General features: G+C 61.2%; 14 protein-coding genes. All 14 read right to left on the bottom strand.

Annotation, left to right across the window (positions count from 1 at the left end; all coding sequences use genetic code 11):
- Positions 1 to 178 precede the first annotated feature (178 nt).
- The 14 genes from flgK to HPY58_04480 all read right to left on the bottom strand — a co-directional run bounded on the left by flgK (position 179) and on the right by HPY58_04480 (position 13,853).
- Positions 179 to 1,612, bottom strand: a complete 1,434-nt coding sequence (gene flgK, locus HPY58_04415) for a flagellar hook-associated protein FlgK (GenBank protein NPV28895.1) — start codon at positions 1,610 to 1,612, stop codon at positions 179 to 181.
- Between the two features lie 91 nt (positions 1,613 to 1,703).
- Positions 1,704 to 2,306, bottom strand: coding sequence for a flagellar protein FlgN (locus tag HPY58_04420; GenBank protein ID NPV28896.1), 603 nt, complete (start codon positions 2,304 to 2,306; stop codon positions 1,704 to 1,706).
- Positions 2,307 to 2,377: 71 nt separating this feature from the next.
- Positions 2,378 to 2,689 (bottom strand): flagellar biosynthesis anti-sigma factor FlgM, encoded by a 312-nt coding sequence (flgM, locus tag HPY58_04425; GenBank protein ID NPV28897.1) that lies wholly within the window; start codon positions 2,687 to 2,689, stop codon positions 2,378 to 2,380.
- 366 nt (positions 2,690 to 3,055) lie between these two features.
- Complete coding sequence (locus tag HPY58_04430; protein ID NPV28898.1) at positions 3,056 to 3,496, bottom strand: MerR family transcriptional regulator; 441 nt, start codon at positions 3,494 to 3,496, stop codon at positions 3,056 to 3,058.
- Between the two features lie 435 nt (positions 3,497 to 3,931).
- Positions 3,932 to 4,567: a DUF1614 domain-containing protein gene (locus tag HPY58_04435; protein NPV28899.1), complete on the bottom strand. Its 636-nt coding sequence runs from the start codon at positions 4,565 to 4,567 to the stop codon at positions 3,932 to 3,934.
- On the bottom strand, positions 4,567 to 5,976 hold the full coding sequence (locus tag HPY58_04440) for an MFS transporter (GenBank protein NPV28900.1): 1,410 nt from the start codon (positions 5,974 to 5,976) through the stop codon (positions 4,567 to 4,569). Before HPY58_04440 ends, HPY58_04435 begins: the two co-directional genes overlap by 1 nt.
- A 1-nt stretch (position 5,977) precedes the next feature.
- Positions 5,978 to 6,739 (bottom strand): ComF family protein, encoded by a 762-nt coding sequence (locus HPY58_04445; protein ID NPV28901.1) that lies wholly within the window; start codon positions 6,737 to 6,739, stop codon positions 5,978 to 5,980.
- Complete coding sequence (locus HPY58_04450) at positions 6,717 to 8,822, bottom strand: DEAD/DEAH box helicase family protein (protein NPV28902.1); 2,106 nt, start codon at positions 8,820 to 8,822, stop codon at positions 6,717 to 6,719. The genes HPY58_04445 and HPY58_04450 overlap by 23 nt, the downstream gene beginning before the upstream one ends.
- Positions 8,823 to 8,913: 91 nt before the next feature.
- Entirely contained in the window at positions 8,914 to 9,234 is a 321-nt protein-coding gene (locus HPY58_04455) for an AzlD domain-containing protein (protein NPV28903.1), read from the bottom strand.
- A complete protein-coding gene (locus HPY58_04460; GenBank protein ID NPV28904.1) occupies positions 9,201 to 9,938 on the bottom strand; it encodes an AzlC family ABC transporter permease in 738 nt (245 codons plus the stop codon). The genes HPY58_04455 and HPY58_04460 overlap by 34 nt, the downstream gene beginning before the upstream one ends.
- A gap of 216 nt (positions 9,939 to 10,154) precedes the next feature.
- Positions 10,155 to 10,508 carry a DUF192 domain-containing protein gene (locus HPY58_04465; GenBank protein ID NPV28905.1) on the bottom strand — a complete coding sequence of 118 codons (354 nt, stop codon included), beginning with the start codon at positions 10,506 to 10,508 and terminating at the stop codon, positions 10,155 to 10,157.
- Between the two features lie 47 nt (positions 10,509 to 10,555).
- Complete coding sequence (locus HPY58_04470; protein NPV28906.1) at positions 10,556 to 11,248, bottom strand: type II secretion system F family protein; 693 nt, start codon at positions 11,246 to 11,248, stop codon at positions 10,556 to 10,558.
- 253 nt (positions 11,249 to 11,501) lie between these two features.
- Positions 11,502 to 12,467, bottom strand: a complete 966-nt coding sequence (locus HPY58_04475) for a secretion system protein (GenBank protein NPV28907.1) — start codon at positions 12,465 to 12,467, stop codon at positions 11,502 to 11,504.
- 12 nt (positions 12,468 to 12,479) lie between these two features.
- Positions 12,480 to 13,853 (bottom strand): CpaF family protein, encoded by a 1,374-nt coding sequence (locus HPY58_04480; GenBank protein ID NPV28908.1) that lies wholly within the window; start codon positions 13,851 to 13,853, stop codon positions 12,480 to 12,482.
- Between the last annotated feature and the right edge of the window lie 26 nt (positions 13,854 to 13,879).

Here is a 13,879-nt window from a genome sequence, read left to right on the forward strand (position 1 = left end):
GAGGGAAGCAAAAAGGCCGCGCTTGCGGTGGCGCGGCACAACCTCGCCCTCCTCCCCGGTGAAGCGGAACAGGAGAAGTATCTCAACCAGATCGAACTTCTCGATGCCTGAGTTTTTTGCGCCGGTGCATGAAATGCGGCCGAAAAGAGCCGCCTGAATCACGGAGGCATCCGGGGAATCAGCGGCCGACAAGCCCCATCCGGCTGATGATGAGGTCCAGCATTTCGTCCATCGTCGTGATCACCCGCGCCGCGGCGTTGTAAGCGTGCTGGAACCGGATCATGTTCACCATCTCCTCGTCGAGGGAGACGCCGGAGACCGCCTGGCGGTTGTTCTCAAGCTGGGAGACGAGCAGCTCCTGGTTCTCCACCATCCGGTTCGCCTCCTGGGCGGCCACCCCCAGCTGCCCGACGGCCGACCGCAGGTAATCCTCAAAGGTGGTACCACCAAGACCATCAATCGGCTTCTGCTTCAGCTGGGCGAGCTTCAGCGCGTTGCTGCCATCTCCTTCATAGTAATCAGGAGGAGGGGTTGAATTTGGCGAAGCAGCAGCAATATTATTTAGATCGGCCTCGATCTTGTCATCCACCGCAATCATAGCTGCAGTTACTCCCGCAGGGTCGAAAAAATTCACGTTATTGATGCCGTTCAGGTTATAACCATTCTTGTGAATACTATTAACTTCGGTCACAAGAGCCCTTGCCAGATTATCTAATTTCATTTGGACTTCCCGGACGAAGCTGTCGCGCATCTCGATCAGGCCGCGCAGGGTGCCGGCTTCAATCTGAACAGGCTGGCCGTCGGCCTCCCAGAGGACCTTCAGGAAGCCGTCGTTGTTCGGGTCGGACTCGGTCTTGAGCCCGTAAAACTCTTCCCCCTGCACGAGGGGGCGCCCCCCGATATTTATGTTAACCAATCCCCTGTCGTCCTCATGCGCCTGGAAGTTGACCAGCTTCGCCAGCTGGTCCAGCAAAACGTCTCGCTTGTCCCGCAGGTCGTTCGCCCGCGCCCCCGTGACCTCGATCTTGAGGATCTGCTGGTTCAAAGCGGCAATCTGGCTCCCCAGGGAGTTGATCTCTTTCACCTTCACTTCCACCGCGCTGTTGAGGTCCTCCTGCAGCTCCCAGAGCTGGCGGTCCATGTGGTTGAAGGTCTCCGCAAGAGCCATCCCCCGCTGGCGGACCACCGAGCGCGCCGCCAGGCTCTCCGGGTTCTTGCTCAACTCCTCCAGCGCCTGCCAGAACTGCTCGAAAACGGCACGCAGGCCGCTGTCGGAGGGCTCGTTTAAAATCACCTCCACCTTGCGGAGGGCGTCCCGCCGCGCTTCCCAGTACCCAAGCGTCTTGTTTTCGTGGCGCACCTGGAGGTCCAGAAACTGGTCGCGCAGGCGGCGGATTTCGGAAATCTCAACACCTGTTCCCACCTGGGCCGCTCCCCAGGGCCGGTTCAGGGCGGGAACGGGAAAAGGAGTCGTGGTCGTGAGAACCGCCTCCTGGCGCGTGAACCCGGGCGTATTGGCATTGGCCACATTGTGGCCCGTTACATCCAGGGCGCGCTGCTGGGCCTGCAGGCCGCGCCGCCCGATCTCGAGACCGAAAAAAGTCGAGCGCAAGAAGATCCCTCCCTGGATCATTTACCTCAAGCACTTAGAGCAAAGCTCCCGCAAGCTGCAAGAAAACGGGGCGCTCTTCTGCCCCCTTTTTTTAGACCTGGCGGACCAGCCGGCTCTGTGGAGAGGTTACCTTTTTTACGGCACCCTTTTTGTTCCCCGCCTCCCGGTAGGTCCCGGCTTCGGCGCTCCTCATCAGGAGGTTGAGGGAAAAATCCACGTAGCGCTGAAAGCGCTCGAGAATCTCTCCGTTCTCCCGGTTCAAACGCCGCAGCTCCTCCAGGATCGCATGGAGGGAGGCATAACGATCCGTCAGATCAGGAAGGTAGCGGCTGAGCCGGCCGTGCACCTGCTTCATGAGGTCCGGCTCCAAGGAAGCGGCGGGATCTTCCGGAAGCTCGAACTCCCGCGCCAGCCGCTCGTAAAGGGAGTACCGGGTCTCTTCCAGCGTCCTCGCCTCGGCAAGCAATACCGTTTCCTCTCTTAAAATAGCTTCCAGGGCGCTGAGCTGGGCTTCACCTACCGGTCCTGCCAGGAGAACCTGGCGTTTTTCCCGCGCCAGCTCCAGCAGCTTCAAGTAAAGCTGCTCTTGACGAAAAAGCCGGGCGGTCAGTTCCTCTTTCCAGGGCTCCGGCAAACTCTGGGACTCGGAATAATAGGGCGCCGCCCCGGCCTCTCTATTCTTTTTTCGGGCCATCTTCCAACCCCCCGCGCAGTCAAAACCTTTTTTAATTTCGGACTCCCGGGCTATCGCGCCCCCGGGAGCAGCTATACCAGGTAGTCGATCAGAAACCTTCCGAGCATCTTTTCCGCCACGACTTCGGCAGGAACCGCGTAGGCACCGCTTTCCAGCGCTTCTTTAATTCGCTGGATCCGCTCCTCCCTCACCTCAGGCGCTTTTCGGGCAGCCTCCAGGGCGCGCCTGTAGAAAAGTGCTTCTTCTGAGAGTTCGGCCCGGTCCCCTCCCTCCTGGCGCTTTACCTGCACCTCACCGGAGGCGCGCTGCTCTTCGGCGCCCCTGGCCTGGCGAACTCCGTACAACCGGAGAACCATCTGGATCTGCTGACTTGAAACGATCACGGCGGCTCCTCCTCCTGGGGATTAAAGCCCCCCGTACTCCCCCATGCTTCTAAAAGAGGCCTGCTCTCATTCTTCTGCTTAAATTTTCCCGAACTCCTTTTGATATGCCCCTTTCGGGTCTCCCGAGCGGGCGCGGCTCTCAACTTAAATGCCGGTGCTTTCTTCTCCCATAGCTCCTGTTCTTTCCAGACCTGCCGGCCCAGTTCCAGGTGAAACAGCATGCTTTTTTCCTCAAGGCTTCTCTATTTATTTTTCGATCAAAAAGACCTGCGCCTTGAATCTTCTCGTTCCCGTCAATTGCCCCTTGAGGAAAAAAAATTGCCTTTTTCTCGTTCTTTCCCGCGCAACCGGCTTTTTTAACCCGGGCTAGCGGCGCGTTTTCCGGTACCGATCTGCCGTGTGCATCCTGACCTTTTCCCGCGCCTCCTGCTCCTGGCGCCGGACCAGGGGCCTCTCCTCAGCCTGGCCTGGCTGCCGGCCCTCCAGATGGCTCACATCCTTCAAAGAACTGCTTAAAGCGGCCCGGCACTCCGGGCAGAAACGGCCGCTGGAAATCGGCTTGCGGCAGCGCTCGCATTCCAGCAGCGGCTGTCCGGCCGGAATCAGCCTTCCCTCCCGAAGAAAAGAAACAATCTTCTGCTCTGAAACTCCTGTAGCCCTGCTCACCTCCAAAACCGTAGCCCCGGGGTTTTCTTCCAGGTATTTTTCCACCCTTTGAAAAGAGATTTCCTCCTTTTCAAGACAGTCCGGACAGAGATTGCGCGTGACAAATGCGAACACCTTGCCGCACTCGGGGCAGTTGCGCAATTCCACTTCCTCCTCACCCCCACCCCACTGCTGTCATTCTGAAGAAAACCGGAAACTCTCTCCCCAGGAAAGGGTTGCAGACCTACTTCCAGTATACCAGAGGAAACCTCTTCCTTCAACAAAAACCCGCGAGGAGCCTTTTCCAGAATGTACTTAATGCTAACCGTGCCAGTTTTGAGCAGAAAGTACAGGAGCACAGGCGCCAGCCGCTCTCATCCAGCACCTGAAATGCAGGCATTATCTTCTCCCTTCCTGCTTTTGCCTTCCTGCTGCTTATTATACCAAAAAAATCGAACGCTTCGCTTTTGCTTCCACCCCGGCAGAGCGTAAATTTTAAGCTCAGCCCGGGCGGCTTTCCGGCACCCGGGGAGGCCGGCCGACTCCTCCTTTCGCAGGTAGGGCGAGAAAAGGCTTCCCGGCCCGCGCAGCCGGCAGCTAGCCGAGAAAGGCAGCGATGATTCCCACCAAAAAGATTCCGTCGAAAATCCCTGCTCCCCCGATGCTCACCATCTGCGCCCCCAAATTCTGAATCGCCCTCCAGTTCAAAAGGTCGGCGCCAATCAGGGTGCCCATCGTTCCCGCCACGTAGGCAACAGGTGCGGTCTGCCCCGGAGGTGCGAGAAGGAGGGCCGCTGCCGCCGCAACGAGGGGAGGAACGAAGGCAGGCATCACGATCCCGACCCCGGGCTGCGGCCGGGCCATCAGCTTTGCCGCCAGCGCCACGACCACCAGGGCCAGCAAGGTGGGAAGGAGAGGGGCCCTGGTCAGGAGGAGGTAAAGGGAAAAGAGCACGGGGAGACCCGCTCCCCCGACGTTGAAGCAGATCACCTGCTCCTGAACCACAGGCGGGTAGTAGAAGAAAAGAAGGGGGAAGGGGAGCACACGCTCCCGGAGGATCGTGCGGCGCCGGGAGAGGGGAATGTTGATCAGGCTTCCCAGCACAGAAGCTGTCAGAAAAAGCACCGCCCCCTCCGGAGAAAGCCCGAGGCGCGCGAAGGAAAGGGTCGCCACGTTAAAAAAGAGGAGCAGGAGCAGAAGGGGAACTAAAAATACGAAAAAAATAAAGGGCATCACTCAAAAACCTCCTGATCGCCTGGAAGTTTTGGCAGCAGACGCGCCCTCACGACCGAAAACACCGCCGCGAGGGCTGCCATTCCTGCCGAAAAGAGAAAGACCGCCTGCCACCCCTCGAGGAAGGCCGCCACCTGCTCTCCCGGCGCAGGATGCCCAACTCCCTTCAGGTACAGCTGCCGGATAGTGGAAAACAACATGACAACGACCGCGGTCCCAACGGTCATCCCGATATTGCGAACAAGGGCGTTCATTCCTCCTGCCACACCGAGCTTCTGAAAGGGGACCGAGCCCATTACGGTGCTGTTGTTCGGAGACTGGAACATCCCCATCCCCACGCCAAGGACGACAAGGCGCAGGGCAATTTCCAGATATGAGGCCCTCTCTCCCATAAAGCTGAGCGAGAGGAGGGCGAGAATGTTAAGGAAAAGCCCTCCTGTTGTCAGCCCTACGGGGCCCCAGCGGTCGGAAAGCCAGCCGCTCACCGGGGCGACAGCCGCCATCATCAGGGGGTACGGGCTCATCAAGAGGCCGACCTGATAGGGGGGATACCCCAGCACCTCCTCCAGGTAAAAGGGGGTGAGCAGCATCATTCCCGACATGGATAAAAAAGACAGAAAGGCCGCAGCAAGGGAGGTGCTGAAGAGGGGAAGGCGAAACAGCTCCAAATCCAGGAGCGGATGGGGCTGCCTCCTTTCCCACCAGATAAAAGTTGCGGCAACAATCACACCCGCCAGGAACAGGCCCCAGCGGACAGGGGGCGTCCCGGCACCGGAAAGGCCGAGCAGGAGCATGATAATCGCCCCGGCAAAAAGGAGGGCGCCGGGGTAGTCGAACCCCTCCCCCCGGCGGGCCGGGCGGTCCTGCGGCAGCAGCCCGAGAGCGGTAAAAAAGGCCAGGGTGCCCAGCGGAAGGTTGATCAGAAAAACCCAGCGCCACCCAAGGATATCAACCAGAAATCCCCCCAGCACGGGCCCCAAAAGGGCGCCGATCGCCACCACGCTTCCCACGATACCCAGCGCCCGGCCCCTTTCCTCCGGAGGGAAGGTGGCCGCGGTGATCGCCATCCCGTTGGCCATCGGCATTGCCGCCCCGAAGGCCTGAATGACGCGGCCCACCAGCAAAATGAAAAACCCGGGGGCAAGACCACAAATCAGGGAGCCGCTGATCAGAACCAGGAAACCGCCGGTGTAGATCCGCTTTCTTCCCACCAGATCTGCAAGCCGCCCCGCCACCAGCAGGGTCGCCGAAACCGTGAGAAGAAAAACGAGGATCACCCACTGCAAAACCTTGAGGTCGAGGCCCATCACCCGCGAGATGGTAGGGAGAGCAACATTGACGATGCTGTTGTTGACCACCGAAATGAAAGTTCCAAAGGCAATGCTGGCTAAAATCCACCACCTTCTCACTTCAGCTTTCCTCCTGCCGGCCTTGTTCCTTGATTGCAGCCGTGGCAAGGGTCACCACGTAGACGGAGGAAACCCCGGCCTCCAACAGGGTATGGCAGCACTCTGCAGCGGTGGCACCGGTGGTGTAAACATCATCCACCAGGAGCACCGTTTTCCCCCGGAGGCGGGGGGCATCCTCGCCTGGCAGAAAGGCCCCGGCCAGGTTCACCCGGCGCCCGGCCCGGGAGAGGGAGGTCTGGCTGGGCGTCTCCCTGCCCCGGAGCAGAGCCCGATCAACCAGGGGGAGCCGCAGCTCCCGCGCCACCGCCGCCGCAAGGAGGGCGGCCTGGTTGAAGCGGCGCTCCTTTTCCCGGCTGGGGTGGAGGGGCACCGGAACCGCTCCTGCAAAGAGGCGGCAGGGAAAGTGATCTGCCGTAAGCGCGGCCATCAAAGCACCGAGGGGGGCTGCCAGCTCCCTTTTTCCCGCAAATTTAAAAAGGTGCAGGGCATCCCTGACAGGCCCCGCGTAGGGTGCGACGCCGCGCGCAAGAACAAAGGGGGGGCGCTCTCCCTCACACTCCGGACAGAGCCCCGCCCCGGAGGAAAAATTCCCGAAGCGGCCGCAGTGAGGGCAAATTTCCATTCCCCGCCCCAGCTCTGCCCAGGCTCTCAAACAGGCAGGGCACAACTGCCCGGGATCCCCGGGCCGCCCGCACAGGGGGCAAAGGGATCCGGCTGGAAAAATGAGGTCCTGAATGGTGTTAACGATTTCCCCAAAGACCACGGCTTTCTGCCTCTCTCCTTAGAATCTCCTGCAGGACGGCGGGATAGTCAGGGCGCAAATAACCGGCGCGCAGGGCCTCGGTGTTGAAAGCCCGGATCTGAGCCAGGGCCTCCTCCATCTCCCGGGTGACCCGGGGAGCCGCAAACCAGACTTCGCCGCCAGGATAGTCAGGGCTCCGCCCGCAGCGCCCGGCGATCTGAACGAGGGTGGGCGCATCGAAAACCACGTGATCCGCGTTCAAAACGAAGACGTGAACCCGCGGCACGGTGACACCGCGCTCCATGATGGTTGTGGTTACCAAAACGGGGAACTCTCCGGCAAAAAAACGCTCCCGCTTCAGCAAACGGGCGGGGTCCCCGGCGTGGCTCCACTCGATCCAGGCAGGAGAGAAATCCTCCAGCGGAGGCTTTCCTGCTGCGGCGCGCAATGCCCTCCCGACGGCCTCCGTCATTTCCACGGTGGGAACGAAGAGAAAAACCTGGACGCGCCGCCCCGCCACGGCCTCTTTAATCAAAGCAAGGAGATCCCCGTGCAGGACGCATCCCCCGCGGACGGTTCGGAGCGGCCGGAGCCTTAAAAAACGGGGTTCCGGGAGAGGAAAGCCGTGCGGCCGGGCGGGAATCTTAATTACATCGACCAGTCCCCGGCGCGCCCCTGCCAGCAGCGATCTGTCAGGTGTTGCCGTGAGGTAAACCAGCTTCCCTCCGGGGCGGCGCGCCCGGGCCACCCCAAAGCGAAGCATCCTGCTGCCAGGATAAGGAAAGGCATCCCCTTCGTCGAGGATCACCAGGTCAAAGCTCCGGTCGAACCGGAGCGTCTGGTGGGTTGTTGCGACAACCAGGGAAGCATCCCTCCCCCAGTTCCCGCTCCCACCGTAAAGGGCGACCACCTCCCCGCTCCCGAAGGCCCGCGCCAGGCGGGGCGCCACCTCCAGCACCACATCCCGCCGGGGGGCGGCAAAAAGCACCTTCTTCCCGCCTGCAAGGGCCTCCCCGATCAGCGGAAAAGAAACCTCTGTTTTTCCGGCCCCGCAGGCCGCCCAGACCAGACAGGCGCGGCCGGAGTTCTCCTGCCTTCCCAGCTCCAGAAGAGCATGGGCGGCGGCCTCCTGCGGAGGGGTCAGCTCCAGCTCCATCCGGAAGCGCAACCCCTGTCCCCTTCCTCCCCTCCCGGGCGGCTCCGCGCTTCTGCAGGGCTCCCCGGCCCCGGGTGCACGGTTTTCCGGGGCAGAGCCCGGGAGCCGGAAGAGGAGGGGAGGGCAGAAAATTCTCTCCCTCCCTTCCTCGCCCTGAAGATGTGCTGCCGCCCCGGGAAACAAAAGCCTGGCAACCGGCGCAAGCCGGGCCGCGGCCCGGGCCGGCAGCCCCGGGCCCGGAATTGACGCCTGCGGCCTTCCTCCTGTATAGAGGAACTCGCAGAGGCTTACCCCTCCCATGATCAAACATTCCGGGCAGACGGCGCACTCCGTGCTGCCGCATTTCCGGCAGAGGCCCGGCCGGGGAATCCCCTCCCAGCCGCAGCGCTGGCAGCGGACGAGGCTCCCCTTTAAGGGGAGGAGGGCAGGAAGCAGAAAAACTCTTCCGGCAAGGGAGAGCGCCTGCAGGATCCTGGCCAGGTGACTGCTCCGGGCTCCTGCGCCCCGGCCGAGGAGGCGGGCAATTTCGCTCCTCCGGAGCAGGCGCCCCGCAAGCAGCCTCTCCACCTCATCAAGCTCGTCTCCTGCAGGAAGGGAAAGCGAACTCCCCTCACCGCGCCCGGAAGACTCGGAAAAAAGCTTAAGGGATGAAGGAAGGCTCTCGGCGAAGTTTTTTGCGGAGCGGTAAGCATACGGCCCCAGGGCGCGCAGGAGCCGTTTTCGAAGCTGCTCCCATCTGAAAGGGAGCCTGCCGCCTTCCTGCAAGCCTTTCCGGAGGTCCAGGAGGATGCAGGCGGCAATCCCTGCCGGGAGAGGGGCGCCCAAACAGGCGAAGCTCCTGTAGCCCCGGCTCCTGCGCAGGTAAGCGAAATCAAAAGCCGGCTCCGGAGAAAGGAAAATGAGTCTTTCCCCTGCCCCCTCAGCCAGGTATAAAGAAAACAGCCCCACTCCCTCACCTCCGGATGCAGCGGCCCCGGGTCACCCGCTGCCAGAACACTTCTCTTTATTTTACCACATTTTCCCCGGACCCTGTTGTCTGCTAAAAGAAAAGACGGAACAGGGCCGTGCTCAACATTCCCACCAGAAGCGTCCAGCCCAGGCTCTTCGTTTTCAGGGCGGCAGCCAGGGTTGGAAGAGAGGCCCAGAGATAGACGTTTTTCAAGGAGAAATCCAGCCTCTCTCCGGAGGCGAAGACTCCCGCAGCAACCATTACCGCCATCACCGCGCAGGGGGTGAAATCCAGGAACCTCTCCAGGGTTCCGGGCAGTTTCTTTTTTTTCAGGACTGCCACTGGAAGGACCCGGAGGAGGTAGTTCAGCCCCGCGATCACCAGGACGACCCAGATTGCTTTCTGCTCCATTTTTCCAAAACAACCCCCCCGGCGGCGGCAAGCAGCGCAGCCAGGATGATGTTCCAGGAACTGAAGGAAATAAAATTCAGCACGAGAAACAGGGCGATCGCCAGGAGGCCGACAGCCAGCTTCAGGCGGTCTGTCACCTGCCAGACCAGCAGGCAGATGAACATCGCCGGAAGGGCAAAATCAAGCCCCCATCTGTCAATGTTCCGGAGCATCCCGCCCAAAAAGGCCCCCGCGCAGGACCCGGCAATCCAGGCAAGGTGGGCCGTGGGGAAAAGGCCGCAAAGATAGGAAACGGCCGGCTCTTCCCTGGTGAAGCGGGAAACGCTCACAGCGTAGCTCTCATCGGTGATCTCCGCGGAAATCAAAGCGAGAAACCATCCGGGCAGCCTCCGGGTGTAGGCGGCGAAAGAGGCGCTCAGCAGCAGATAGCGGAGGTTGACGAGAAGGACGGAGGCGATCATCGCGAGGGTTCCGCTCCCAGCCGCAAGCAGGGCCACCAAAATAAACTGACCGGAACCGGAATAAATCAGAAGGGACATCAAACCCGCCATGCCTGCGGTCAACCCGGCCATCCGGGCAAGCCCCCCGAAGGCCAGCCCCAGGGGGAGATACCCGAGGACGATCGGAAGGGCGTCCCGTACACCGCCGGCAAAGGAGGCACCTTTCTTCCCTTTCTCATCCCTTACTTCATCCCTTGGTTCCATCAGCCTTCGCTCCCTTCCCCAGCCTGACAAACTCCTTTTTTATCCTTCAACCTTGCCCGGAAAATACCTGCCTCTTCCGTGCAGAAAAATTCAAGGCTGCCGCTCTGGAGCAACTTTAAATTCCGCCAGGACAATTCCGGAGAGCGAAGGGCCGCCGCTCCACACCGGCGCAGAACCAAAGACCGGAAGGAATTTGCGCGGCGGCTGAAACAAAGGTCAGGAAAAGCAGGTGCGCAAGGCGAGGCGGTCGCCCACCCGGCTTTCGCTCCAGCGGATGATCCCTGCAGGAAGCTCCAGCACCGCACGCGCCTCCCGGATGATGGGGCTGAACCGGAAGGGGGGCATCGCCTCGATGGTGTGGACGATCACCAGTTCCTCGCTTAAGAAAACCACATCGATGGGGAAAGACATAAACCAGGAATGGATTGCATTACACGGCTTCAGGAGGAGGCCCTTCCCTACAGGGAGGCTGCGCTCCCCCAGCAGCCCCTTCAAGCGCCTCCAGAAGGAGAAGGCAACCTGAACCTCCCGCGCCAGGACAACCTGGCGGGTGATATTGTATACCTCCATCCTCTCACCCCTTTTTGAGAAAACCGGAAAGCCTTCCGGCCCGGAGGTTAAAGATGCCTCATGATCTGAATCAGGGCGGGGCCGAGCAGAACGACGAAAAGAGCGGGAAAGATGAAGAAAACAAGGGGAAGGAGCATTTTGACCGGGGCCTGTATCGCCTGCTCCTCGGCCCGCTGGCGCCGCTTGCGGCGCATTTGCCCCGCCTGCAAGCGGAGGACATTTCCGATGCTCACACCCAGCTGGTCGGCCTGGGTCAGGGCCCCTACGAAAGCCATCAGGTCCTCCGCCCCAACCCGGTCCGCCATATCCTTGAGAGCCTCGCGCCGGGGCTTCCCAAGTTTCATCTCCTGAAGGACGCGCCCGAACTCTTCGGCTAAAACCCCCCGAAACCTTTCCGTAACTTTAACCAGGGCGATCTCGAAGCTCAAACCTGCCTCCACGCTCACGGTGAGGAGATCCAGCACATCGGGAAGGCTGCGCACCACCGCAGCGCGCCTCTCTTTAATGCGAAGTGCAAGGTAAAGTTCGGGGAAAAAGGCTCCCAGAAGGGCGCCTGCCAGAAGAAGCAGGCAGATCCCCCATCCGCCGGCACCAAGCAGCCGCCCCGCACCGGCCGCGGCGGCGCCGAGGCCGAGGGCAAGGAAGTACTGGACCAGGCGGAACTCGCCCGGGCCCAGCCCGCCGGGACTGCCCGCCGCCTGCAGGCGCCGCTGGAAGTGGTGCCGCTTTTCGGCGCTCATCCGCCTGGCAAAGGCCTGCGCCAGCCGATCCCAGGCCGGTTTTCCAAGCCGCACCAGAAGCGGCTGCCGCAGCTCCTCCCGCAGGAGGCTCTCCCTCTTTTTGCCCTCCCTGAGCTGTGCGAGCCGCTCTCCCACAAGGATCTGGTTCCGGAAAACAAAGGCGTGGATGCCTACCAGGGCCAGATAAACACTTAAAAAGATTAACCCAAGAGTAAGGTAAAACAGGGATTCCACGATCTCGACTCCCCTGATTTCAAACGCGAATGTCCACTATCCGGCGGATCAGGAGCACACCCAGGATTTCCCCAAGGGCAGCCCCGCCCAGGAGAATAAGGCCTAAGGGCTCGGTGAAAAGAACCCCGACGTAGAGCGGGTTGATGAGGAAAAGAAGGGCCAGCAGCGCAACCGGCAAAAGACCGATGATCAGCCCCGAAATCCTCCCCTGGGCGGTGAGGGTCTTGATTTCCCCTTTAATGCGGATCCGTTCCCGGATGGTTTCGGCGATGTTGTCCAGAATTTCGGCGAGATTCCCCCCGATCTGGCGCTGGATCAGGAGCGCCACGACGATCAGGTCGAGGTCTTCGCTTCCCACCCGTCGGGATAAATTGCTGAGGGCGGCCTCGGCGGCTGTCCCCAGCTGCATCTCCCGAAAGGCGCGGCCGAACTCCTCCGCAAGGGGAGGGGGCATTTCCCTGGCGACCGTTTCCATGGCCTGGAGGAAGCTGTAGCCGGCCCGCAGGGAGTTGGTCATCACGACGAGGGCATCGGCCAGCTGGTTGTTGAAAAGATGCAGCCGCCTCTGCCGGGCGCGCTCCAGGTACAACCAGGGCGCAAGGAGCGCAAACACCCCGCCCAGCACAGCCAGACCGGGATTGTTCGTAAAAAGCCACAGGAGGAAAGGGACCCCCACCGCAAGCAGGAGATTGAGAAAGAGAAACTCTTCCCCCCGCAGGGGCAGAGAGGCGCGGGCAAGCTTTGCCTCCACCTTATCGCTGAACTTCAAGGAGGCAAAAAACCTTCCCCCCTGCCGCAGGAGGGCGCGGCCGAGCGCTTTTTTCCCGGCGCGGGACTCATCCTCCCCCTTTTGCGAAACGTAGCGAAAGAGCCGCTCCTGGACCAGCTGCCGTCCGCCCGTAAAAAAATCCACCAGCCCCAAAACCAGAAGGGCTGTCGCCCCAAAAACCAGGACAAAAAACACCTTCAGGAGCACTTCGATCACACCCCCTGAAGCCTACAAAAGCGGGCCGCGGAAGATTTCATCCGCCAGCTGGATCCCCGCCGCCTGGAGCTTGCTCAAAAACTTCGGTCTGATCCCGGTGCTCCGGAAGTACCCCGATACCCGCCCCCGCGCCTCAACTCCGGTCTGGACAAAGACAAAGAGGTCCTGGAGCACGATGGTGTCCCCCTCCATTCCCTGCACCTCGGTGAGATGGGTGATCCTCCGGCTCCCGTCCCGAAGCCGGCTCTGGTGGACGACCAGATCGAGGGCTGCAGCAATCTGCTCCCGGATCGCCCGCACCGGGAGATCCATCCCCGCCATCAGGACCATCGTCTCAAGCCGGGCGAGAAGATCCCGGGGAGAGTTGGCATGGGCGGTGGTGAGAGACCCGTCATGCCCTGTATTCATGGCCTGGAGCATATCCAGAGCCTCGCCGCTCCGGACCTCCCCGACCACAATCCGGTCCGGGCGCATCCGGAGAGCGTTCCGGACAAGATCCCGCATCGTCACCGCGCCCTTTCCCTCGATGTTGGGAGGGCGGGTTTCCAGGCGCACCCAGTGCTCCTGGTGCAGCTGGAGTTCCGCCGCGTCTTCAATCGTAATGATCCGCTCCTCCTCGGGGATAAAGGACGAGAGAACGTTCAGGGTGGTCGTTTTCCCGGAGCCGGTTCCTCCGGAAACGATGATGTTCAAACGGGCCTTCACGCACGCTTCAAGAAATTTCGCCATCTCAACGGTCATGGTTCCGAAGCGAACGAGGTCCCCGACCTGAAAGGGGTCCTTGCTGAACTTTCTGATGGTCAGGGTCGGGCCGTTGAGGGCGAGGGGGGGAATGATGGCATTCACCCGGGAACCGTCGGGAAGCCGGGCATCCACCATCGGGGAGGCCTCGTCGATGCGCCGCCCGAGAGGAGCGACGATTTTTTCGATGACGTGCAGGACGTGGGCGTCGTCCCGGAACTGGATCTCCGTTTTTTCCAGCTTCCCGCCCCTTTCGACGTATACCTGGTAGGGGCCGTTAACCATCACTTCGGAAACAGAAGGGTCCTGCAAGAGCGGAGTGATGGGGCCCAGCTCAAAGACTTCGTCCAGCAGCTCCCTTAGGAGACGCTGCTGTTCGGCGCGGCTCAAAGCAAGCCCTTTCTCCGCAAGGAAGGCCTGGATGACTTCCTCGACCAGGGCTGCAGCGCGCTCCCGGTCTCCCTCCTCACCGGCTTTCACGGGCCGCAGCTCCTCCTCAAGCTCCTCAACTACCCTCTGGTGCAGGGCAAACTTCAAATCCCAGAGGGGGTCGCGGCGCGCCCCCGGCCGCCTGTTTCCCCCGGGAGCACGCCCCGTCTCCTGAGAAACAGACCTCTGTTCCTGAAGCCTTTTCAGAAGCGACAAGAGAACCACTCTCCCAAGCGCGTTCC

The organism is Bacillota bacterium, from assembly GCA_013177945.1.
Lineage (GTDB): Bacteria > Bacillota > DSM-12270 > Thermacetogeniales > Thermacetogeniaceae > Ch130.

What these genes read in the sequence shown, in the direction of transcription:
- HPY58_04420 (NPV28896.1), bottom strand. Translation starts at nt 2,306, where the DNA reads ATGGCCCGAAAAAAGAATAGAGAGGCCGGGGCGGCGCCCTATTATTCC.
- HPY58_04435 (NPV28899.1), bottom strand. Translation starts at nt 4,567, where the DNA reads ATGCCCTTTATTTTTTTCGTATTTTTAGTTCCCCTTCTGCTCCTGCTC.
- HPY58_04455 (NPV28903.1), bottom strand. Translation starts at nt 9,234, where the DNA reads ATGGAGCAGAAAGCAATCTGGGTCGTCCTGGTGATCGCGGGGCTGAAC.
- HPY58_04460 (NPV28904.1), bottom strand. Translation starts at nt 9,938, where the DNA reads ATGGAACCAAGGGATGAAGTAAGGGATGAGAAAGGGAAGAAAGGTGCC.
- HPY58_04465 (NPV28905.1), bottom strand. Translation starts at nt 10,508, where the DNA reads ATGGAGGTATACAATATCACCCGCCAGGTTGTCCTGGCGCGGGAGGTT.
- HPY58_04470 (NPV28906.1), bottom strand. Translation starts at nt 11,248, where the DNA reads ATGAGCGCCGAAAAGCGGCACCACTTCCAGCGGCGCCTGCAGGCGGCG.